Origin of the sequence: Kribbella soli (assembly GCF_004331345.1) — a bacterium.
Taxonomy (GTDB): domain Bacteria; phylum Actinomycetota; class Actinomycetes; order Propionibacteriales; family Kribbellaceae; genus Kribbella; species Kribbella soli.
Map to the genome: position 1 here is coordinate 126,072 of NZ_SJJZ01000002.1, position 19,743 is coordinate 145,814.

At 68.8% G+C, this 19,743-nt stretch carries 20 protein-coding genes; 6 read left to right on the top strand and 14 right to left on the bottom strand.

Annotation, left to right across the window (positions count from 1 at the left end; translation table 11 throughout):
* Positions 1-12: 12 nt before the first annotated feature.
* A complete protein-coding gene (locus E0H45_RS14750) occupies positions 13-603 on the top strand; it encodes a hypothetical protein (RefSeq protein WP_131337912.1) in 591 nt (196 codons plus the stop codon).
* On the opposite strand, the gene E0H45_RS14755 is transcribed toward E0H45_RS14750, so the two are convergent.
* The 6 genes from E0H45_RS14755 to E0H45_RS14780 all read right to left on the bottom strand — a co-directional run bounded on the left by E0H45_RS14755 (position 600) and on the right by E0H45_RS14780 (position 6,122).
* On the bottom strand, positions 600-1,787 hold the full coding sequence (locus E0H45_RS14755; protein WP_131337913.1) for an acetate/propionate family kinase: 1,188 nt from the start codon (positions 1,785-1,787) through the stop codon (positions 600-602). The genes E0H45_RS14750 and E0H45_RS14755 overlap by 4 nt on opposite strands.
* Positions 1,784-3,865 carry a phosphate acetyltransferase gene (gene pta, locus E0H45_RS14760; protein WP_131337914.1) on the bottom strand — a complete coding sequence of 694 codons (2,082 nt, stop codon included), beginning with the start codon at positions 3,863-3,865 and terminating at the stop codon, positions 1,784-1,786. Before pta ends, E0H45_RS14755 begins: the two co-directional genes overlap by 4 nt.
* Before the next feature lie 26 nt (positions 3,866-3,891).
* On the bottom strand, positions 3,892-4,275 hold the full coding sequence (locus E0H45_RS14765) for a hypothetical protein (protein WP_131337915.1): 384 nt from the start codon (positions 4,273-4,275) through the stop codon (positions 3,892-3,894).
* Complete coding sequence (locus E0H45_RS14770; protein WP_131337916.1) at positions 4,272-4,652, bottom strand: VOC family protein; 381 nt, start codon at positions 4,650-4,652, stop codon at positions 4,272-4,274. The genes E0H45_RS14765 and E0H45_RS14770 overlap by 4 nt, the downstream gene beginning before the upstream one ends.
* A gap of 76 nt (positions 4,653-4,728) precedes the next feature.
* Positions 4,729-5,463 (bottom strand): helix-turn-helix transcriptional regulator, encoded by a 735-nt coding sequence (locus E0H45_RS14775; RefSeq protein ID WP_165546476.1) that lies wholly within the window; start codon positions 5,461-5,463, stop codon positions 4,729-4,731.
* A 35-nt stretch (positions 5,464-5,498) separates the two neighbouring features.
* The gene (locus E0H45_RS14780; protein ID WP_131337918.1) at positions 5,499-6,122 is read right to left on the bottom strand and encodes a VOC family protein; all 624 of its coding nucleotides are present in this window, start codon (positions 6,120-6,122) and stop codon (positions 5,499-5,501) included.
* Positions 6,123-6,249: 127 nt separating this feature from the next.
* Here E0H45_RS14780 and E0H45_RS14785 point away from each other — a divergent pair, with 127 nt between their 5' ends.
* The gene (locus E0H45_RS14785) at positions 6,250-7,965 is read left to right on the top strand and encodes a cation:proton antiporter (protein ID WP_131337919.1); all 1,716 of its coding nucleotides are present in this window, start codon (positions 6,250-6,252) and stop codon (positions 7,963-7,965) included.
* On the opposite strand, the gene E0H45_RS14790 is transcribed toward E0H45_RS14785, so the two are convergent.
* Positions 7,962-8,696, bottom strand: a complete 735-nt coding sequence (locus tag E0H45_RS14790; RefSeq protein ID WP_131337920.1) for a dienelactone hydrolase family protein — start codon at positions 8,694-8,696, stop codon at positions 7,962-7,964. The genes E0H45_RS14785 and E0H45_RS14790 overlap by 4 nt on opposite strands.
* A 183-nt stretch (positions 8,697-8,879) precedes the next feature.
* Positions 8,880-10,274 (bottom strand): sulfatase family protein, encoded by a 1,395-nt coding sequence (locus E0H45_RS14795; RefSeq protein WP_131337921.1) that lies wholly within the window; start codon positions 10,272-10,274, stop codon positions 8,880-8,882.
* Between the two features lie 65 nt (positions 10,275-10,339).
* Here E0H45_RS14795 and E0H45_RS14800 point away from each other — a divergent pair, with 65 nt between their 5' ends.
* Positions 10,340-11,503, top strand: coding sequence for an ROK family protein (locus tag E0H45_RS14800; protein WP_131337922.1), 1,164 nt, complete (start codon positions 10,340-10,342; stop codon positions 11,501-11,503).
* A 55-nt stretch (positions 11,504-11,558) separates the two neighbouring features.
* A complete protein-coding gene (locus tag E0H45_RS14805) occupies positions 11,559-13,238 on the top strand; it encodes an alpha-L-arabinofuranosidase C-terminal domain-containing protein (protein WP_238155009.1) in 1,680 nt (559 codons plus the stop codon).
* On the opposite strand, the gene E0H45_RS14810 is transcribed toward E0H45_RS14805, so the two are convergent.
* On the bottom strand, positions 13,235-14,122 hold the full coding sequence (locus E0H45_RS14810) for a hypothetical protein (RefSeq protein ID WP_131337923.1): 888 nt from the start codon (positions 14,120-14,122) through the stop codon (positions 13,235-13,237). The genes E0H45_RS14805 and E0H45_RS14810 overlap by 4 nt on opposite strands.
* Before the next feature lie 59 nt (positions 14,123-14,181).
* Between E0H45_RS14810 and E0H45_RS14815 the strand changes: the two genes are divergently transcribed.
* On the top strand, positions 14,182-14,568 hold the full coding sequence (locus tag E0H45_RS14815; protein ID WP_131337924.1) for a hypothetical protein: 387 nt from the start codon (positions 14,182-14,184) through the stop codon (positions 14,566-14,568).
* Here E0H45_RS14815 and E0H45_RS14820 read toward each other — a convergent pair.
* The 5 genes from E0H45_RS14820 to E0H45_RS14840 all read right to left on the bottom strand — a co-directional run bounded on the left by E0H45_RS14820 (position 14,546) and on the right by E0H45_RS14840 (position 18,984).
* On the bottom strand, positions 14,546-15,118 hold the full coding sequence (locus tag E0H45_RS14820) for a GNAT family N-acetyltransferase (RefSeq protein ID WP_131337925.1): 573 nt from the start codon (positions 15,116-15,118) through the stop codon (positions 14,546-14,548). The genes E0H45_RS14815 and E0H45_RS14820 overlap by 23 nt on opposite strands.
* Before the next feature lie 4 nt (positions 15,119-15,122).
* Positions 15,123-16,247: a hypothetical protein gene (locus tag E0H45_RS14825; protein ID WP_131337926.1), complete on the bottom strand. Its 1,125-nt coding sequence runs from the start codon at positions 16,245-16,247 to the stop codon at positions 15,123-15,125.
* A gap of 41 nt (positions 16,248-16,288) precedes the next feature.
* Positions 16,289-16,864 carry a dihydrofolate reductase family protein gene (locus tag E0H45_RS14830; protein ID WP_131337927.1) on the bottom strand — a complete coding sequence of 192 codons (576 nt, stop codon included), beginning with the start codon at positions 16,862-16,864 and terminating at the stop codon, positions 16,289-16,291.
* Positions 16,865-16,976: 112 nt separating this feature from the next.
* A complete protein-coding gene (locus E0H45_RS14835) occupies positions 16,977-17,738 on the bottom strand; it encodes a class I SAM-dependent methyltransferase (RefSeq protein WP_238155010.1) in 762 nt (253 codons plus the stop codon).
* Between the two features lie 601 nt (positions 17,739-18,339).
* Positions 18,340-18,984 (bottom strand): VOC family protein, encoded by a 645-nt coding sequence (locus E0H45_RS14840; protein WP_165546477.1) that lies wholly within the window; start codon positions 18,982-18,984, stop codon positions 18,340-18,342.
* 73 nt (positions 18,985-19,057) lie between these two features.
* Here E0H45_RS14840 and E0H45_RS14845 point away from each other — a divergent pair, with 73 nt between their 5' ends.
* Positions 19,058-19,732: a transglycosylase SLT domain-containing protein gene (locus tag E0H45_RS14845; RefSeq protein ID WP_131337929.1), complete on the top strand. Its 675-nt coding sequence runs from the start codon at positions 19,058-19,060 to the stop codon at positions 19,730-19,732.
* Positions 19,733-19,743 lie beyond the last annotated feature (11 nt).

Genomic DNA, 19,743 nt, shown 5'->3' on the forward strand with positions numbered 1-19,743 from the left:
CTGGAGGTTCCGATGGCCCTGATCGAACTCACCGCAGCTGAACTGTGCGCGGCGCAGAGCTTCCCCTTCCCTTGTGAAGAAGGAAGCATCATCGACCCGATCGGCGTCGCCCACCAGCTGGGCTTCGTCGAGACCGGCGCTGCTGTCTTCGAGGACGCCGGCAACGGATTTGTCCCCAAGGGCGGGCGGAAGGTCGACGAGCGTCTTGCCCTGTTGTCCTTGGCGTGCTCGATGGAGGCAAGTCAGGCCGTCACCCGGGGGAGGTCCGCGAGCCCGGACGCCGCAGAGGGCGAACCCGAACGCGCACACATCAAGGACGCACTCGACGCCTTCACGAACGGTGTGATCGCGAGCCCGCCGGAGCTGACCACCGTGTTCCCGCCCTCTGGCACTGTCATCGTGGTCGGCACGATCATCATCAAGATCCCGACCCCGCCGCCGCCTCCGCCGCGCTGGGAACTGGGCGAGCAGCTCGCCCGTACCGACCTGCTGGCGTTGGCGGTCCGCTTCCAGTCGGCCTCGGAGATGGCTGATATCGGCGCGACCGCGGACGACCTCGCCTGGGCGGCCAACCGTCTCATCGACGCTGCGATGGCGCGCTAACGGCGTACGACGTCCAAAGCTTGCCGGGCGATCTCCCATTCCTCGTTGGTGGGGATGACGAGAACGGCCACGGCGCTGTCCTCGGTGGAGGCGATCTGGTCGGTCGGGTCGGCGTTCCGCACCGGGTCGAGATGGATGCCCAGTGACTCCAGGTCGCTGAGGGCAGCGGCGCGGACCTCGGCGGAGTGCTGGCCGACGCCGGCGGTGAAGACGATCGCGTCGACCCTTCCCAGTACGGCGTAGTACGCGCCGATGTACTTCCGCAAGCGGTAGCAGTAGATGTCGAACCCGAGCTGTGCCCGCTCGTCCCCGGCCGCCCGGCGGCGCGACACCTCGCGGAAGTCGTTCGCGCCGGTGAGCCCCTTGAGCCCGGACTCCGAGTTCAGCGCCCGGTCAGTCTCCTCGGCCGACCGCCCCGCGACGCGCGCGAGGTGCCCGTGGATCGCCGGATCGAGATCGCCCGACCGGGTCCCCATCACGAGACCCTCCAACGGCGTCAGCCCCATCGACGTGTCCACCGACTTGCCACCCCGTACGGCGGTGGCGGAGCAACCGTTGCCGAGGTGCAGCACGATCAGGTTCAGGTCCTCGAGCTTGCGCCCGAGCAACCCCGCGGCCTGTCCGGACACGAACGAGTGCGACGTGCCATGGAACCCGTACCGCCGGATCCCGTACTCGTCCTGCCAGGAGCTCGGCACCGCGTACGTGTAGGCGTACGGCGGCAGCGTCTGATGGAACGCGGTGTCGAACACCGCCACGTGCGGCAGGTCCGGTAACAGCCGCCGCGCGACCTCGATGCCCTCCAGGTTCGCGGGATTGTGCAACGGGGCCAGCGGAACCAGGTCGGTCACCGCCGCGATCAACTCGTCATCGACCAGCGCCGGCGCCGCGAACCGGTCGCCGCCGTGGACGACCCGATGCCCGACAGCCACGATGTCCACGTCAGCGAGTGCGGGACCATGCGTCTCGAACGCCCGTACGGCGGCCTCCAGTGCGGCCTCGTGATCGGCCACCGCCTGGTCGTCGTCGAAGTCGCCCGTAGGCCCGTGGTGCACGTGATGGCTCTGCTCCTCGCCGATCCGCTCGACCAGGCCCGTCGCCGCGGCCTCACCGGTCTTGGCGTCGACCAGGCTGTACTTGAGCGATGACGATCCGGCGTTGATCACCAGCACGTGTCCACTCATCGCGCGCCGCCCTGCTGTGCCTGGATCGCGGTGATCGCGACCGTGTTGATGATGTCCCGGACGGTCGCTCCTCGCGACAGGTCGTTGACCGGTTTGCGCAGACCCTGCAGCACCGGGCCGACCGCGACGGCGTTCGCCGAGCGCTGCACTGCCTTGTACGTGTTGTTGCCGGTGTTCAGGTCCGGGAACACGAACACCGTGGCCCGTCCGGCGACGGGGGAGTCCGGCAGCTTCGTGCGCGCCACGGCGGCGTCGATCGCGGCGTCGTACTGGATCGGTCCCTCGACCGGCAGCTGCGGTGCGCGTTCGCGGACGATGTTCGTTGCCTTGGACACCTTTTCGACGTCGGTGCCGGCGCCGGACGTGCCGGTCGAGTACGACAGCATCGCGACCCGCGGCTCGACCCCGAACGAGACGGCGGTCGCGGCGGACGAGATCGCGATGTCGGCGAGCTGCTCGGCCGTCGGGTCCGGGTTCACCGCGCAGTCGCCGTACACCAGGACCTGGTTCTGCAGGCACATGAAGAACACCGACGAGACGACCGAGACGTCCGGGACGGTCTTCACCACCTCGAGGGCCGGCCGGATGGTGTGCGCGGTGGTGTGGACGGCGCCCGACACCATCCCGTCGGCGAGTCCGAGCTGGACCATCATCGTGCCGAAGTACGACACGTCCCGGACCAGTTCGCGGGCCCGGTCGAGGTCGACCCCGCGATGCTGCCGCAGCCGGTGGTATTCGGCCGCGAACTGCTCGGCCAGCTCGCTGTTCTCCGGATGTACGACGCGCGCCGCGGTCATGTCCACGCCGAGTGCCGCGGCCTTCGCGCTGATCGTGGTCGGGTCGCCGAGCAGGGTGAGGTCGGCGACGCCCCGCCGCAGCAGTACGTCGGCCGCGCGCAGGATCCGCTCCTCCTCGCCCTCCGGCAGCACGATGTGCCTGCGGTCGGAGACGGCCCGGTCGACCAGCTGATGCTCGAACATGAGCGGCGTCACCGCGCTGCTGCGGGCGAGCGCGAGCTGGTCGAGCAGCGCCGTACCGTCGACGTGCTGGTCGAAGAGCGCCAGCGCCGTGTCGATCTTGCGCGGCGCGTCCTTCGTGAGTCGGCCGCGAACGGCGGTGAGCTTCGCGGAGGTGGCCTGCGTACCGAGATCGGTCTCGATGATCGGCAACGTGACACCGAGGCCCTCGATCAGCCTCTGCACCTGGGCCGGGAGTTCGAAGCCGCCGTTGAGCACGATGGCGGCGATCTGCGGGAAGGTCCGGGACGCGTGTGCCATCAGGACGCCCAGCACGACCTCGGGGCGGTCGCCGGCGGTGACGACCGCGGCTCCGTCGAACAGTCGGTCCAGTACGTTCGGCATCGTCATCCCGGCGATCATCAGCCCGGTGACCTCGCGGGTCAGCAGCTGCGGGTCACCGCTCAGGAGCCGGCCGTCGATCGGCGCCATCAGGTCGGCGACGAGCGGCTGGTTCAGCACCGGCTCCTCGGGGATCGCGAACGCCGGCGCGCCGATGCCGTCGAGCGCCGCGACGAGGAGCTTGCCTGCGCCGTCGTCCACGCGGTTCGCGATCACCGCGAACAACGAGCCGTGATTCGCGGCGAGCTCGGCCGCGGCCATGTCGGCGATCGCCCGTACGTCGTGCGGCGTACGGCCGAAACCGTTCAGCACGAGCAGCACCGGCGCGCCGAGGTTCGCCGCGATCTTGGCGTTGAACGAGAACTCGGTCGGCGTGCCGACATCGGTGTAGTCGCTGCCGACGATCAACACCGCATCAGCCTGCTCGGCGACCGCGTGGTACCGCTGGACGATCGTGTCGAGCGCCGCGTCGGGATCCTCGTGCACCTCGTCGTACGTGACCCCGACGCCGTCGTCGTACGACTGCTTGACCGCGTCCTGCGAGATCAGCAGCTCGAGAACGTAGTCCCGTCCGCCGTGCGTCGCGGTGTCCGCGCGGACGATCGGCCGGAACACCGCCACCCGCCCGACTCGTCGGGACATCTGGTGGAGCACCCCGAGAGCTACCGTCGACTTCCCGGTCGTGCCCTCCACCGAAGCTACGTAGACACTGCTACCCATACCGCGAACCCTACGGAACCGTGGGGCTAGCCCGCTGACTGGCCGGGGAGGTTCTGGCGGGCGAAGGTGACGGCTTCGGTGAGGAGCGACTGCCAGAGGGCGCGGTCCGGGATGGGGATCGTGACCCACTCGCGCATCGGGTTGCCGGTCGGGGCGAACGGGGTTCCGGTGCCCGCGCTGATGAGCGCGGTCACTCGGTCGGCGGGGAGTTTGAGGATCAGGGCCGTGCCGTTCCGTTCGAGGCAGGCGACGAACTGGCCGGCGAGACGGATGCACGGATGTCCCATGATCGTGCCGTGGCCGATGGCAGGGTCGTAGAGCAGGTCGTCGGTGAGCTCGTCGTACAGCTCCCGCGCGGCGTCCCCGCCGGCGTCGGCCGGCGGGGACGTGCGGTGCGTGGGTCGGGTCATGCGGCGGGCGGGGTGAAGACCCCGAACTGGTTGCCGGCCGGGTCCCGCAGATAGGCGAAGGCCGGGGTGGCGTCGAGGCGCTTGTTGATCACGGTGCCGCCGAGCTGTTCGGCGTCGGCGCAGGTGGCCTCGATGTCGGCGACCAGGATGTAGAACACCGCGTGGTTCGGCAGTTGTCCGTTGGTGCCGAAGATGCCGCCCATCGGCCGGTCGGCGCCGGAGGCCTTGATGTTGCGGTACTCGAGGCCGGTGGCGGCGAGGGCACCGTCGGACTCGAAGGTCCAGTCGAACAGGCTGCCGTAGAACTTCTGGGTGGTCTCGGGGTCGTCGGTCGCGACCTCGAACCAGGCCAGCGTGCCAGGGGCCGGAGTACTCATCGATCTCTCTCTTTCATCCGAGGACATCAGGTGGACTGTGCAACGAGACCCACGGTGTCAGCGGTTCGCGACAGCCCTATGTCGGAGTTGGGAAAAGATCTTCGGGACGCAGCGCGGCATCCGGCAGTTTGGTTTCGTAGCCGTCGACCTTCAGGTCGCCGGTCGCGAGCGGTCGGGAGGGTGGTGTCGCGGTGCGCTCGGCGCAGGTGATCCGATCCATCCGGAACACCCGGTCCTCCTGGCGCAGGTGGCACCAGGCGGTCAGGTAGGAGCCGTTCGGACCGACGACGACGTGTTGCGGCTCGACCTCCCGCTCGGTCCCGACACCGCCGACGTCGGTGTACTCGATCCGCAGGACCTGGTTGTCGCGCACCGCACGCCAGATCTGCTCGGCGATCTCACCGTCCGGGTCCGGCACCGGCTGCACCAGGAGCCGCACCTTCGCCGCCGCCGTCCGCGCCTCGTCGAGGTCCCGCTCCGGCATCGCGGCCACGATCTTCTGCAGCGCGGTCCGCGAGTCGCGTGAGAACAGCACGTGATCGCTGCGGCTCAACGCCACCGCGACCGCCATCGCCTCCCGCGCGGTGAAGTTCAGCGGCGGGAGGCTCATCGACCGATCCACGGAGTACCCGCCGGTGCGTCCTTGTTTCGTCGCCAGCGGTACGCCGGCCTGCCCGAGCGCACTGAGATCACGCTCGATGGTCCGCACGCTCACCTCGAAACGTGCCGCCAGCTGCCGCGCCGTACGCCCCCGAGGCCCCGCCGCGCGTAGCTCCTCGGCGAGCGCATACAGCCGATCGATCCGGTTCATGCTCGGCACGCTAGCCGTGCCCATGGACAATTCAGTTACTGAGGGAGTTCGGCGCCGGTGCGCTCGGCGAGCATGTAGCTGGCGTACCAGGTCGGCCAGTTCTCGTCGGCCTGGCCGGTGCGGGCCTCGTGCTCGCCGTGGGCGGCAGCGGCGCGCCGAAGGGCCGCTTCGAGGTCGTCGACGGAGGCATACGTCGCATCGTCCACGCGGCCCGGCAGCCGCTTGGTGACCTCCTGCAGCAACCAGGTGTTGCCGTCGGGGTCACTGAACGTCGCGAACGACCCGTAGCTCGACCGCTCGTCAGCCGGCCCGGTCACTCGACCGCTGGTGTCGCCGGCCTCGAACTGCGCGCCGGGAACCGCCGGGTGGAAGACCTCGCTGACCTTGGCCCCGTGCGCCAGCAGCTCGGACCGCGCCGCCTCAACGTCCGTGACGACCAGGTAGAGCCCCTGCGCGGTGCCCGGCTTGGCGGAGGTGATGTGGGTGCCGAACTGGACCGAGGCGGGGGAGCCCGGCGGGGTGAACTGGACCACCCGGAACCCATTGTCGAACGCGAAATCCGCGTCCAGCCGCCACCCGAGGCCGCTGTAGAACTCCTTCGACCGGTCGGCATCCGCGACCGGGATGACGACGGCTTCCAGCTTCAGATCGGTGCTCATGACTTCCTCCAGGGGATTCGACTCGTTCACTGACCTCCACTGTGCGTCTTCGGCGCCCTCGTGACACCAGTGAGAATCCCTGGTCATTACCCGGGCGCACCGGCCACCGGCCCTAGAGTGCTGTCACGTGGACCATCAGATCGTTCTGATTGCCGGAGCCGGGCTCGCGATCATGATCGCGGCCTCGGTGTTCGCGCGCCGGACCGGCGTCGCCGCGCCGCTGCTGCTCGTTGCCCTGGGCATCGGAGCGAGTTACCTGCCGAGTACGCCGGCCATCCACATCGAGCCCGAGATCATCCTCGCGGGCATCCTGCCGCCGCTGCTCTACGCGTCGGCGGTCCAGCTCCCGGTGCTCGACGTACGGCGGAACTTCGGGCTGATCTCGTGGTTGTCGATCGTGATGGTGATCGTGTCCGCGCTGGTGATCGGGGCACTCGTCCACGCGCTGTTCCCGAGCATCTCGTTCGCGCTCGCCACCGCACTCGGCGCGGTCGTGAGCCCGACCGACGCGGTCGCGGCGACCGCGATCGGGCACCGGGTTGGGCTCCCGCCCCGACTCATGACCGTGCTCGAAGGCGAGAGCCTCGTGAACGACGCGTCGGCGCTCGTGGTCCTGCGTACGGCGGTCGCCGCGCTCGCCGTCACCACCCACTTCAGCCTCGGCCACACGGCTCTCGACTTCGCTTGGGCAGTTGTGGGCGCGATCCTGATCGGGGTAGCCGTCGGCCTGCTGACCGTCGCACTGCGGAAGCGCCTCGACGACCCGGTGCTCAACACGACGATCTCGTTCGCCGTACCGTTCCTCGCCTACTTCCCGGCCGAGGAGGTGCACGCGTCCGGCGTACTCGCCGTGGTGCTCGCCGGCCTGCTGACCGGAGCGCTCGGCAGCCGGAAGTTCAGTGCCCGCGACCGGCAGACGCAGGCGACCACCTGGACGACGATCAGCTTCATCCTGGAGAGCGGCGTCTTCCTCGCGATGGGGTACCAGCTGCCGGAGCTCGTCGACGACGCCCGCGCGGAGACGACGATCGGCGAGATCACGGGCCTCGTCCTGCTGGTGGTCGGCCTGCTGGTCGTCCTGCGTTTCCTCGGGCTGGCCGGGCCCTGGCTGCAGAGCCGGTTCGGCCGGAAGGACCGCCATGAGCAGGTCCAGGCCCAGCTGGACCAGTTCGAGGAGCACCTCGACACGATGGAGCCGTCCGATCGGCGCGAGGAGAACCGCGTTGCCTGGGCGCGCAAACGCCTCGCGCGCGGCCGGGCGGACGCGGACTTCGAGAAGCGGGAACCGATCACCGGCCGCGGGATGCTGGTGCTCGCCTGGGCCGGGATGCGCGGCGTCGTGACAGTCGCGGCCGCGCAGACGATCCCGGCCGGCACGCCGCACCGCGACACGGTCGTGCTCGCGGCGTTCATCGTCGCGCTGATCACGCTGGTGCTGTTCGGGATCTCGCTGCCCGCGGTGATCGCGAAGATGCGGTTCCGTCCGGAGAGCAGCGAGGACAAGCGCGACTCGGTGCAGGCGCTGATGCGGCAGATCGGCGAGGCCGCGATCGACGCGGTCGGCCCGCTCGAGGAGCAGACCGTCGACGGCGAGCCCCTCGATCCGGTCGTGGTCAGCACGCTGAAGGACCGCATCGTGCCGCGCCTGGTCTCCGGGAGCCAGCAGCTCCGGGAGACCAAGGCGGACACGCGCGAACAGATGGAGATCCTGCAGCGCCGCTACCTCGACGCGATGCGGGAAGCCCTCGGGACCGAACGCAGCATCGGCGTGTACAGCTCCGAGACGTACCGCCAGGTCGAAGGCTTCCTCGACACCGTCGAGCAGCGCTTCACCACCTCCTAGCGCAGGTGGCGGTTGAAGAACCGCACCATGCTCTCCACCTCGAAACGCGGGACCTCCTTGTGTGCGCCCGCGTTCGCGTGCAGGGACTTCTCCGTCGACGCGAACGCATCGAACAACGCCAGCCCGGAGTCGCGTGGGATGTGCTGATCGTCCCACTGCAGCAGGAACTCGACCGGCACCTTGATCCGGCGGGCGTGCTCGGCGAGCGTCCCGTCGTACCAGAAGATGCCGAACACCGCGGCCGCGATCCGGGGATCGCCGGCGGTCAGCGGTACGCCGACCGCGGTGCCCATGTTGAGCCCGAAGTACCCGAAGGGGCCGTCGATCTCGGGCAGCCGCTCGAGCGCGTCGAGAGTTGCCTGCCACTCGGGTACGGCGCGTTCCGCCAGATGCAGGTTGTACGGGACGACGATCGGGCCGACCGGTACGCCGGTGCTCATCGCCTCCTGCATCGCGGCGATCTGCTCGTCGTCGAGCGCCGTACGCGGCCGCTCGCCGTGACCGGGCGCGTCGATCGCGACGGCGTGGAAGCCTTCCGCGACGAGACGCTGGGCGCGGCCGACCATCGGGAGCGCCTTGGCGTCGCGTCCGCCGCCGTGCCCAAGAAGCACGAGCGGGCCGGTCTGGGCGGGCGGTGACCAGAGCATGCCGTGGATGTCATCGCCGAGGGTGAACTCGCGTTCCAGGACGCCGTTCGTGGTGGTGGTGCTGAGGAAATGCAGATCAGTCATGGTGGTGCCCTTTCAGGAGTGCCTGATTGCGGCGCTCCTGGCGACACCTAGTCCGATCGCCCTGCCGTGACGGAGAGAGGGAGCACCCGTCGAGATACAGCGTTCATGGGTCCCACCTCCTCGCGTGAAGTCACGTCCGCCGGTACGGTACTCGCCCGCTCGGCGGACCCGCCAACGAATTTCTCACCAGTCCGCGACGCGTTCCTGGCTGCGGTCCTCGGTGGCGACCAGGACGTCGAGGAGGAACTCCTGGAGCTCGGTGCGGATGTCTCGGTGCAGCGGGTCGTCCCAGAGGTTCTGCAACTCGTCCGGATCGGCCGTGAGGTCGTACAGCTCACCGGTCCTGGCGGTCGCGGGAGAGGCGTGCTGGACGATGAGTTTCCAGTGGTCGCGCCGGAGCATCGTGAGGTGGACCGGGGTCGGGTACGGATGGCCGCTGTTGCGGTACTCGCTCAGCGCCCACCCGCGGCCCGCTGCGCGATTGGTGGCCAACGGCAACAGATCCTGCCCTTCGCCGCGCGGCTGCAGCCCGGCGGCGGTGAGGATCGTGGCGCCGAGGTCGATCCACTGGACCAGCTCGGTGGTGCGAGTGCCGGCCGGGATCGTCGAGGGCCAGCGCAGGATGAGCGGGACGCGGACGGCCTGGTCGTACATCATCGGGCCTTTGAGCATCAGCGCATGGTCGCCGAGCATCTCGCCGTGGTCGCTGGTGAAGATGACGAGCGTGTCGTCGCTGAGCCCTTCGGCGTCGAGCGCGTCCAGGATCCGGCCGACCTCGTCGTCGACGAGCGTCACCATCGCGTAGTACGCCGCCTTCACCTCCTGCAGCTCTCCCGGGCTGTACGACGTGAAGCCGCGCGCGTGGCCGGCGTACGACTCGTGGGACGCCTCGGTCTGGATCGCTGGCTTCCCGGCCAGGTCGTCGGGGAGTGGGCGGGTCAGTGCCTTGTCCCGGTAGCGGCGTACGTAGTCCTCCGGGGCGCCGAAGCCGTGATGCGGGTCGAAGAAGTTGGCGACGAACAGGAACGGCTTGTCGCGGTCGCGGGACTGTGTAAGGAAGTCGATCGTCTGCTCGCCGATCCAGTGGCTGTAGTGGATCTCGGCGGGGAGCGTGTCGTAGTCGACTTCCGCCCCGGCCAGGTCGGGACGAAGGGTGTGGAGCCAGCGGTGGTACTCGTTCTCCGACGAGCCCGGGTACGGGTCGTGGGCCCAGCGAAACACGCGGAAACCGTCGTCGTGCCGCTTCTCGGAACGGCCGCCGAAGCAGGCGTTGAGGTGGAACTTGCCGACCAGGCCGCAGTCGTACCCGGCCTCGGCGAGGTCCTTGCTGAACAAGCGCTCGTGCTCCGGCAGGCCGACACCGTTCGCCCACAGGCCGTGCTGGTGCACGTATCGGCCGGTCATCAGGCTGGCGCGGGACGGGCCGCAGACCGGGTTCTGCACGTAGCAGTTCTCGAACAGCACGCCCTGGGAGGCCAGCCGGTCGAGGTTCGGGGTCTCGATCTCGTCGTTGCCGGAGGCACCGAGCGCGGAGAACCGCTGCTGGTCGGTGCAGAGGAGCAGAACGTTCGGCCGCATGCGGATCAGTGTATTAAATCCAGGGTGTTGACAAAAAGACGGTCCGGCGGTCAGAGTCGGATCCCGTGGGTAGGGAATCGTCCGGGCCGCTGCGGTTGCTCCGGGAAACACACGAGGAACGGGTGCTGTCCGTGCTGCGCACCCGGGGTCCGCTGACCCGCGCGCAGCTCGCCGAGCACACGAACCTCTCCCGCGCGACGCTCTCCTCGATCGTCCAAACCCTCCTGAGCAACCAGACCCTGACCGAGCGACGCGGCGAAGAAACCGGTTCGGCGGTCCGGGGGCGTGGGCGGCCGGTTTCGGTGGTGACGTTGAATCCGGCCGGTGGGCTTGCGCTCGGGATGGATCTCGGGCAGCGCCGGATCCAGGTGACGATTGCGAACGTCGCGCACGAGTTCGTCGCCTCGGGCGCGGTCGCCTGCGCGGAACGTACGCCGTGGGCGCGCCGCCTGCAGCTCGCACTCGACCTGGTCGACGACCTGACCACCCGCCACGACATGTCCCTGAACTCACTCGCCGGCATCGGCGTCGGAGTAGTCGGCCCCGTACCAGCAGACGCAGACCCGTCGGGGCTCGTCCGCTCGTCCGACCGGGTCGCGTTGGTGCGGGACACGTTGCGCGAGCGGTTCGGCGTACCTGTGTTTGTGGACAACAACACGCGGCTAGCAGCGCTGGCGGAGGCAGTGTGGGGCGCAGGCTCGGGAGTAGACAGCGCGCTGTATTTGCGGCTCTCGTACGGCGTCGGTGGCGGGCTCGTGCTCGGTGGTCGGCTGTTCGCGGGGGCCGGCGGCGCGGCGGGGGAGCTCGGGCACATCAGCGTGGACCACGACGGTCCGCCCTGTTCCTGCGGCGGCCGCGGCTGCCTCGAGCGGTACGTATCGCTGACAACCCTGCAAGCGCAATGCGACAACATCCTCGACGCCCGCGACCAGAAGGCACGCGACCTGCTGGCGGACGCCGGTGCACGCATCGGCGAGGTCCTGGCCGCAGCCTGCAACACCGTCAACCCGGAAGTCGTCGTGATCGGCGGCGAACTGGCCGAGACCGGCGACCACCTGTTCAAGCCGCTGGGTGCCGCGTTCCGGCGATTCACCCACAGCCAGGTCCACCGCACGGTACGAGTCACCCGCGCAGTGCTCGGCCCCGACGCCGCTGCCCGCGGCGGCATCGCCCTCGTACTCACGGCAACACCAGCGGAGCCCGAGTGGCGGAGAACATCCTGCTCCTGAACCTCGACGCCTACGACACCGCTCTCAGCGCTCTCGACCAGGAGGCCTCCCGCCCGTGACTGACGCTGTGACTCCCGCTGGTACTGCCGCTGTGACTCCGGCCGCGACGATCGACATCCGCCGGGACCGGCGACACCCCATCGACCCGATGATCTACGGGCACTTCCTGGAGTCTGCGTTCTTCGGCAACATCGAGGGCGGCGTCTTCGACGAAGGCTCACCGCTCGCGTACGGCGGCGACGGTGCACATGACGGTGCGCGGGACGGTGCGCGGAACGGTTTGCGGTCCGACGTGATCGAGCTCTGCCGGGATCTCGGTCTCCCCGTGGTCCGCTGGCCAGGCGGCAACTTCACGTCGGCGTACCACTGGGAAGACGGCGTCGGACCGCGCGACGCTCGGCCGCGGCGGCTGGAGCTGGCCTGGGGCTCGGAAGAGAGCAACCGCTTCGGCACCGACGAGTTCCTCGCCTGGTGCGCCGAGGTCGGGACCGAGCCGTACCTGGCGCACAGCTGCCGCGACGTCGACGAAGCGGTCCGCTGGGTCGAGTACACCAACCACGGCGGCGACACCGAGTACACCCGGCGGCGGGCGCGCAACGGCCATCCGGCGCCGTACGGCGTGAAGTACTGGGGACTCGGCAACGAGGTGTACGGCGACTGGCAGATGGGCCACCGCAGCGCCGCCGCGTACGCCGCCGACGCGGCCGAGCACGCCCGGTTCATGCGGGCTGTCGACCCATCGCTGAAGTTCATCGCGGTCGGCAAGACCGATGACCGCGACGGCTGGACCGAGACCCTACTAGGTGCCGTCGGCAACCAGATCGACTACCTGTCGTTCCACTTGTACGGCGCGACGACGCAGCTGATCGACGGCGCGGGGGAGTACGACGCGATCGTTGCCCAGTCGCTCTACTTCGAGCAGCAGATCGTCGAGTACTCGGACCTGGTCGGTGGGATCGCGGCGAGAAACGCCGGAGAGCGCTCTCTGGCACTCTCTCTCGACGAGTGGAACATCCGGCACGTCGAGCCCGCGACCTGGCCGGAGCCGCAGCCGTCGGACGACGGCGGGACGGTCGCCCGTGAGGTCGACGGCTTACCGACGCATCCCGCCCATCGGGTGAACCGGTGGAGTCCGAGAACGCTCGCCGACGCGCTCTTCTACGCCGGTGTCTTCCACGCCCTGCACCGCGCCGGCGGCCGCGAGGTCCCGGTCGCGATGGCGAACACGGTCAACCTGCTGAACGCGAACGGCGTGATCGTCGCCCGTCCCGACGGCGCCGTGCGCGCGGCGACGTACCACGTCTGGGATCTGTACCAGAACCACCTCGGCCCGATCGCGCTCGCCGCCGACGTACGGTCGCCCAGCAAACTGACCGCCGTACGGCAGGGCGACGAGCGCGACCACCACGGCGAGTTCCGCACCTACCCGGCGACCGTCCCGGATCTGGACGTCTCCGCGACCCAGACCGCCGACGGCAGCTCGATCCGCATCGCCGTCATCAACCGCCACCGCGACACAGCGATCCGCGCCGGCCTGACCCTGGACACGAGCCAAGACGCCCTGCCGGCACGGGCTGCGGTGAAGCAACTAACCGCGGACGACGTACTCGCGTCCAACAGCCTGACCGCGCCGGACGCCGTGAGCCTGCGCGACCTAGGCACCGTCGAACTGACCGACGCGAGCTACGACTTCCCACCCCACAGCATCACCCTGCTGTCCTTCGACCTCAGCTAGCCGACGACATCGGAGCAGCCACCCCAGGCGACCGCGTAGGTCGTCCCGTTGTCGGTGATCTCGCCGATCGCATCCGGCCCGGTGCCGACCGGGTCGGTGCGGCGATCCATGAGCGTACGGATGGTCGTCGACCGCGGGAACGTCCAGCGGACCGTGCCCGTCGCGGTGACGACCTGGTGAGCGCCGTCGGCGTTCGTCACCGCCGCGTCGCCGGTGCTGTTGATCGAGTGCGGCTCGGTCGGGAGCGGGTACCGCGCGCCGGTCGAGTCGTTCCAGAGCAGGCCGATGAAGGTGTTGAGCGGCTTGTCGTAGATCTCGTCGCCGCCGGTCCAGTGCCCGCGGATCTCCTTCAAATACGAGCGGTTGCCGTTGCGGCTGTACACATAGGCGCCGGGCTCGTCCCAGGACTCCCACCGGATCCCGAGCTCGCGGCCTTCGTCGTTGTGCGTCGCGCCGACCACGACGCCGGCGTCGTTGATGTCGTTCGCCGAGACGCCGTCGGTCCACGTCGGGACCTGCAGCATCGTGTACGTGCCGTTCGAGTACACCCACGGCAGCCACGTCGTACCTTCCTTGTCGAGGCTGGCTCCTAGCACGGTCCCGCTGCTGTTCACGTCGAGCACGTCGGACACCTCGCCTGGCGCGTCGAGCAGTTGCGGCACGCCGTTCGCCCACAGCACGGGGCGGAAGTCGAAGTTCCCCACGTCGACCTGACCGACGACGTACTTGCCGGTGTCGTCCACCTTCGCGACCCGCGTCCCGGCTCCGGCCGGTGCACCCGCGGGCGCCGCCAGGAGTGACGCCGTACAGGACGCGGTTGGGGCCGCGTACGACGTGCCTGCCGGCAGTGCGGGTAGTGCCAGCGCGCCCGCTGCTCCGAGCACGAGCTGAACATCTTTTCGACCAGGGCCGTAACGATCTGCCGAGTAGTAGTGTCGCGCGCATGGACGTCAACGCACGCGTGCTCGTGATCGGACTCGACCCGTACCGCGTCCCCGGGCCGTGGGATCCGGAGCCTGTCGCGACCGGGATCCAGATCGGGATGGCGGACTTCGCGTCGCACGGCGTCGGCGCACAGACCTGCCTGGTCGGACTGGACGGCAGCGACGACATCGAGGCGGTGGTGAGCGCGGCGTTGGCGGCGCAGCCGTGGGAATGCGTCGTGATCGGTGGCGGGATCCGGAAGAACGAGGATCAGCTCGAGCTGTTCGAACGGATCGTCAACCTCACGCGGCAGCACGCTCCGGACGCGGCCATCGCCTTCAACAGCAGGCCGGACGACACGTACCACGCGGCCGCGCGCTGGCTCAGTGGAGATCGAGACGCATGAGGATGCGGGGATGCCCGGCGAGTGTCGACGTGGTGTCGGCGGCCTTGGTGAACCCGGCGTGCTCGAAGTTCTTGCGGATCCCCGCGTACGCCATCGTGAGATCGACCTTGCTGTCGCCGTTGTCGAGAGGATAGGCCTCGACGACCGGTGCCCCGTTCTCGCGCGCGAACTCGACGGCGCCGGCAATCAGCGCATACGAGATCCCTTGGCCGCGGTGCCCCGGGCGGACCCGGATGCACCACAACGACCACACCGGCAGATCGTCCACCTGCGGGATCTTCCGGTTCCGCGCGAACGTTGTCGCCGCACGCGGTGCGATCGCGGCCCAGCCGACCGGCGTGTCACCGTCGTACGCGAGCACGCCGGGAGCGGGCGTCGCCTGGCAGAGCTCCTCGACGTACGCCCCACGCGCCGGCCCGCGAAGCGAGTTGTTGAGCTTGGACGGAATCCGATAGCTCAAGCAGAAGCACACGTTGGACGTCGGCGACTTCGGCCCAAGCACCGCCCGCACGTCGTCGAACACACTGGCGGGCCGTACGTCGATACTCACGGATCTACCTCGGCCTCGCTGCTGGACACATGGTCAAGGAAACCTCGTCCGGACCACGCTGCTGAACTTCGAGCAGCTTGTGCTCCTCGGCGTACCGGAGAGTGTTGCGTACGTCGTCCTCCGAGGCCAAGGTGCGCTCGGCGAGGGATGCGATCGTCTGCTCGGTGCCGCCCCAGAACACGACCGACACCAGGTCCGCGGCGTACGCGGTGTACTGATTCACTGCCTGGGATAGTTCGAGCCACGCGCTCACGGGATCCGGCAGTTGCAGCACGTCCTGCGCCAAGGGCTTGTCCTCGACAGCGGCGTACCGGGTGCCGTCGAACGTGACCATCTGGAGCCCGACGTACAGCGGGAGCAGGTCGCGCCGGATCCTCGGCTCCGGGACGCGGACCTGCCGGGCGATCTCGGCGAGTGTCGGCCAACCGTCGCGAGGCTGGTTGACTCGCAAAGGCTGATCGAGCCAGTTCGGTCCGCGGTGGTGATCGGCGCCCCAGGTGTCGATGTCGTCGAGAGTCATGCCGCCGGTGCCGTCGATCCCGCCGGTCCGCCCGGCCCACTCAACGACGTTGGCTACCTCGATGTCCTGGAACCCGAGCACCGACGTCCACCCCGGATCGGCCTTGCGCACCGGCGGCCGGTCGCGGCGGAACCAACGCGGTGGCTCCGCGGGCTCCTTGTCCGGCCAGAAGTCCAGCTGCCAGAGGTCGGTCGGCTTGAGGTCGTCCTCGTCCTGGGGAGGTTCGGGCGCAGGCGGCAGCGGGCGGTGCGCCGCGCGGAGGCGGTACATCCCGGGCTCACCAAGCCGAAGGTGCTCGTCACCGGGGCCGGTCGTGAGCCCTGTCAGGCTGACGGTTCCGCTCGGACTCAGGTACGGAACCTCGACGACATCGCTCCATTGGTCATCGTCGGCCGGGCGGTCGTCGCGGAGTTGCAGGCGGACGACGCACGGCCCGTCGCCGCCCGCTGCGTACAACCACCCGCGTCCCGACCGCCCGAGCGTGCCGACCGGATGCGCATCGGTCGCGGTGAGGTCCTCGTACCAAGATCCCGCGCGCACATCCTGCACCACGAGGATCCCGTCCTCGGGCAAGTAGTCCTCGTCCTCGTGCCTCCCCAGTACACCCATGCGCGAACCGTAGTACAGCGATCCGACAAAGCTGGTTGGGCTCAGTGTTGGACGGCGTACACAAGCTTCTGGATGCCGTTGCCGTACGACTCGCTCGAGGTCAGGTTGAGGTTGAGCTTGTCGCGGTCGGCATCGCTGAACAGCCGCTTGCCGGCGCCGAGAAGGACGGGGAAGACGAGCAGGTTGTACTGGTCGATCAGGCCCGCGTCGGACAGGTTGCAGTTGAGGGTCGCGCTGCCGTTGATGATGATCGGGCCGCCCTCGGTCTCCTTCAGCGCCGCGACGTCGTCGAGGGAACGGAGGATGGTGGTCTCGCCCCAGTTCGACACCAGGTCGCTGTCCTTGAGCGTGGTCGAGACGACGTACTTCGGCATCGCGTTGTAGCCGGCGAAGTCCTCGGTCATCCCCGGCCAGACCGGCGAGAACGCCTCGTAGCTGACCCGGCCGAGCAGCAGCGCGGTGGCGGCGTCCTGCTCCTCGCCCTTCAGCGCGTACGCCGCCTCCTCGAACGCGATGTCCTTGAAGGTCCAGCCCGAGTTGCGGTAACCCGCCTCGCCGCCGGGCGAGTCCACGACGCCGTCGAGAGAGATGAACGCGGTGGTGATGAGGGAACGCATCTGGTGCTCCTTGATGAGTGGTGGGTGGTGCTTGTGCCTGTGCGTCGTGCGGTCGCCGGCGGATAAGACATTCGTGGAATGTGACGCCGGTCACTCCGTCTTCAGTCCGTGATCAGCTGGCGGTGACGATCCAGGCAGCGGAGTCGAAGAGAACACCGTCACCGCTGTCGTGCGCCGCGAGCATCGCACGCAAGTCGGCTCTCGCACGGTCGGCGTCGGCCGGAGTCAATTCCGCTAGCAGTGCTAGCGGTTCGCGGAGCTGGAGCACGTTCTCGTACGCCGTCTCGACATCGGGCCCGTAGTACAACCGCTCGCGGACCTCGGCAAACGTCACCTCGCCAAAGCCCGCAGACATGAGGATGCCCCGCGTCACCTCCGGATCCCCAAACACAAACGGCGACTCATCCCGAAACACCCCGTCCGCGCGGTCGGACTCCGTGGTGCGGGCGATTGTCGCCGGGATCACCTGGGCCCATTCGTTCTCCGCCCGCGGCTGCCACACCATCGCGACGAGCCGGCCGCGCGGCCGCAACGCCCGCCGCAAATTGCCGAACGCACCCACCGGATCGGCGAAGAACATCACCCCGAACCGGCTGATGCACACATCGAACGCCGCCTCCCCGAAGTCGTACGTCGCCGCGTCCGCGAGCAGATAGCTGATGTGTTCCTCCGCCGTACGCCGACGCGCGTGCTCAAGCATCTGCTCGGAAACATCCACCCCGACCACACGCCCCCGCCCAGCATCCGCGGCCGCCTCACGCGTCGTCTGCCCGCCCCCACACCCGACATCAAGCACCCGATCCCCGGCCCGCACCCCACAAGCAGCCCGAAATCGCCCCTGCAAGAACCGCATCTCACCGTCATAGTCGAACACGCCCCCAGGCTAGAGCTCCGCCAACAAACACCACCTCCACGACGTGCCCGCGCGACGGATCCGCCTGGCGTCGCATCTGCTGCCCACGAGTGGTGGCTGGACCCGCGCGCCGGTGCCTGGAGACAGGAAATACCGTGTCCCGCCCCTCCATTACCCGTCCCCAGTCTCCGGATAGGCCGACTGTCTGAGTGCTGGGGGTCTGCTGGTTGGTTCAGGTGGGGTTGCACTCCCCAGTTCCAGTGGGTGCCGGCGGTGGTGGCTGGACCCGCGTGCCGGGGGCTGGAGACAGGTAATACCGTGTCCCGCCCCTCCATTACCTGTCTCCAGGTCTCCGGATGGGGTGACTGTCTGAGTGCTGGGGGTTTGCTGGTTGGTTCAGGTGGGTTGTACTCCCCAGTGGGTGCCGGCGGTGGTGGCTGGACCCGCGCGCCGGGGGCTGGAGACAGGTAATACCGTGTCTCGCCCCTCCATTACCTGTCCGACGCCTCCCGGGCGGGAGGTGTGCCCGGGGCGGGCGGCGCGGGGAGGGGCGGGTTAGGCGGGGAGGGCGGGCGTCCGGGTAGGCGGGAGGCGCGCGGTTTGGCGGGGGAGGTGCGGCCGGTTACGTGGGGAGGAAGGTTATGGGGGTGCCGTCGGGGTCCTGGGTGTCGGCGGTGGGGGACTGGGTGGTGAAGGTTAGGTGGGCGATGGCGGGGGCTGGTGGGGGTGTGAGTTTGAGGGTGTCGGGGCCTAGGCGGAAGGTGTCGTCGGTGATGCGTTCCATGCCGAGGTGGGTGCCGTAGAATTCGGCCGCCGCCTCGGGGTCGGGTGCCGCTACCGCGACGTGCGTGAAGGCGAGCACCGGGCCCGTCGTGATGGGTGGGACGCGGAACTCTTCCGAGCGCTGCAGCAGTTCGACGCGGACGCCGTTCGGGTCGGACAGGAAGGCGAGCCGGCCCTGCCCGCTCCCGGCCACGCGGGGCGACGAGAGTTCGGTGTACCCGAGGTCCATCAGCCGCGCGTAGTCGCCGTCGAGGTCGTCGGTCATGAAGCCGATGTGGTTCAGCCCGTACGTCGCCTGCGCGTCGGGCTGCTCGTGGTGGAGCAGCTCGACCAGGCCGGTCGCGAGCTGGATGTGTACCCGGTTGACGCGCGGACCGGGCATGAACAACCGGTCGACCACCTCCGCCCCGAGCCCGCCGTAGAACGACAAGCTCGCCTCGAGATCCTGTACCCGACCACCGACATGGTTCAGCTCGTAGATCACCACACCACCGTAGCAAGCGCTTTCCGGAAGTGTCGCGGGACGGCGCGTTGCCCGGACTGACTACGGTGGTGGCGTGGCGAAACGCTGGTCGTGGGTGGCGGTCGGAGTACTGCTCGTAGGCGTCTGGGCGGCCTGTTCCGACAAGGACACCACCGCCAAAACAGACCCCACCACCAAAACAGACCCCACCGCGAAGCCGACCACCACAAAACCGGCAACGACCACCAAACCAACCGAGTCCAGCGCGAAGCCGTGGTACGACGACTACGATCCGGCGCACTTCGCGCCTGACGTACGGCGGTACGCCAAGCAGGCCGGGATCAACCCGCAGTTGCTGATGGCAATCTTGTACAACGAGTCGTACAAACCGCACGACCCGAAGTTCGAGCGGCAGTGGGCGGAAGTCGATTCCGATCCGGCGTTCGGGATCGCGAACATGCACAAGCCCGCGTTCGACGAGACCAAACGCGGTCGCGATTTCGCGAAGCGGAAGTGGGAGGAGCTCCCGGACAACCCCGCGCTGGCGATCCAGGCCGCGGCCTGGCACCTGCACGACCTGGCGAAACGGCTGCCGAGCAAACGCGCCGATCTCTACACCAAGGACGAGTTGCTTGCCCTCGGCTACAACGCGGGCGGCGGCAACATGCGGATCTTCGCCCGCGGCCGCAAGGCCGGTTCGCAGGCCCAGTCGTACGTCGACCGCCTGCACGACAACTGGGCGAAATCCGCCGAAGCGCTCAAGAGCTGACAGGAGACACC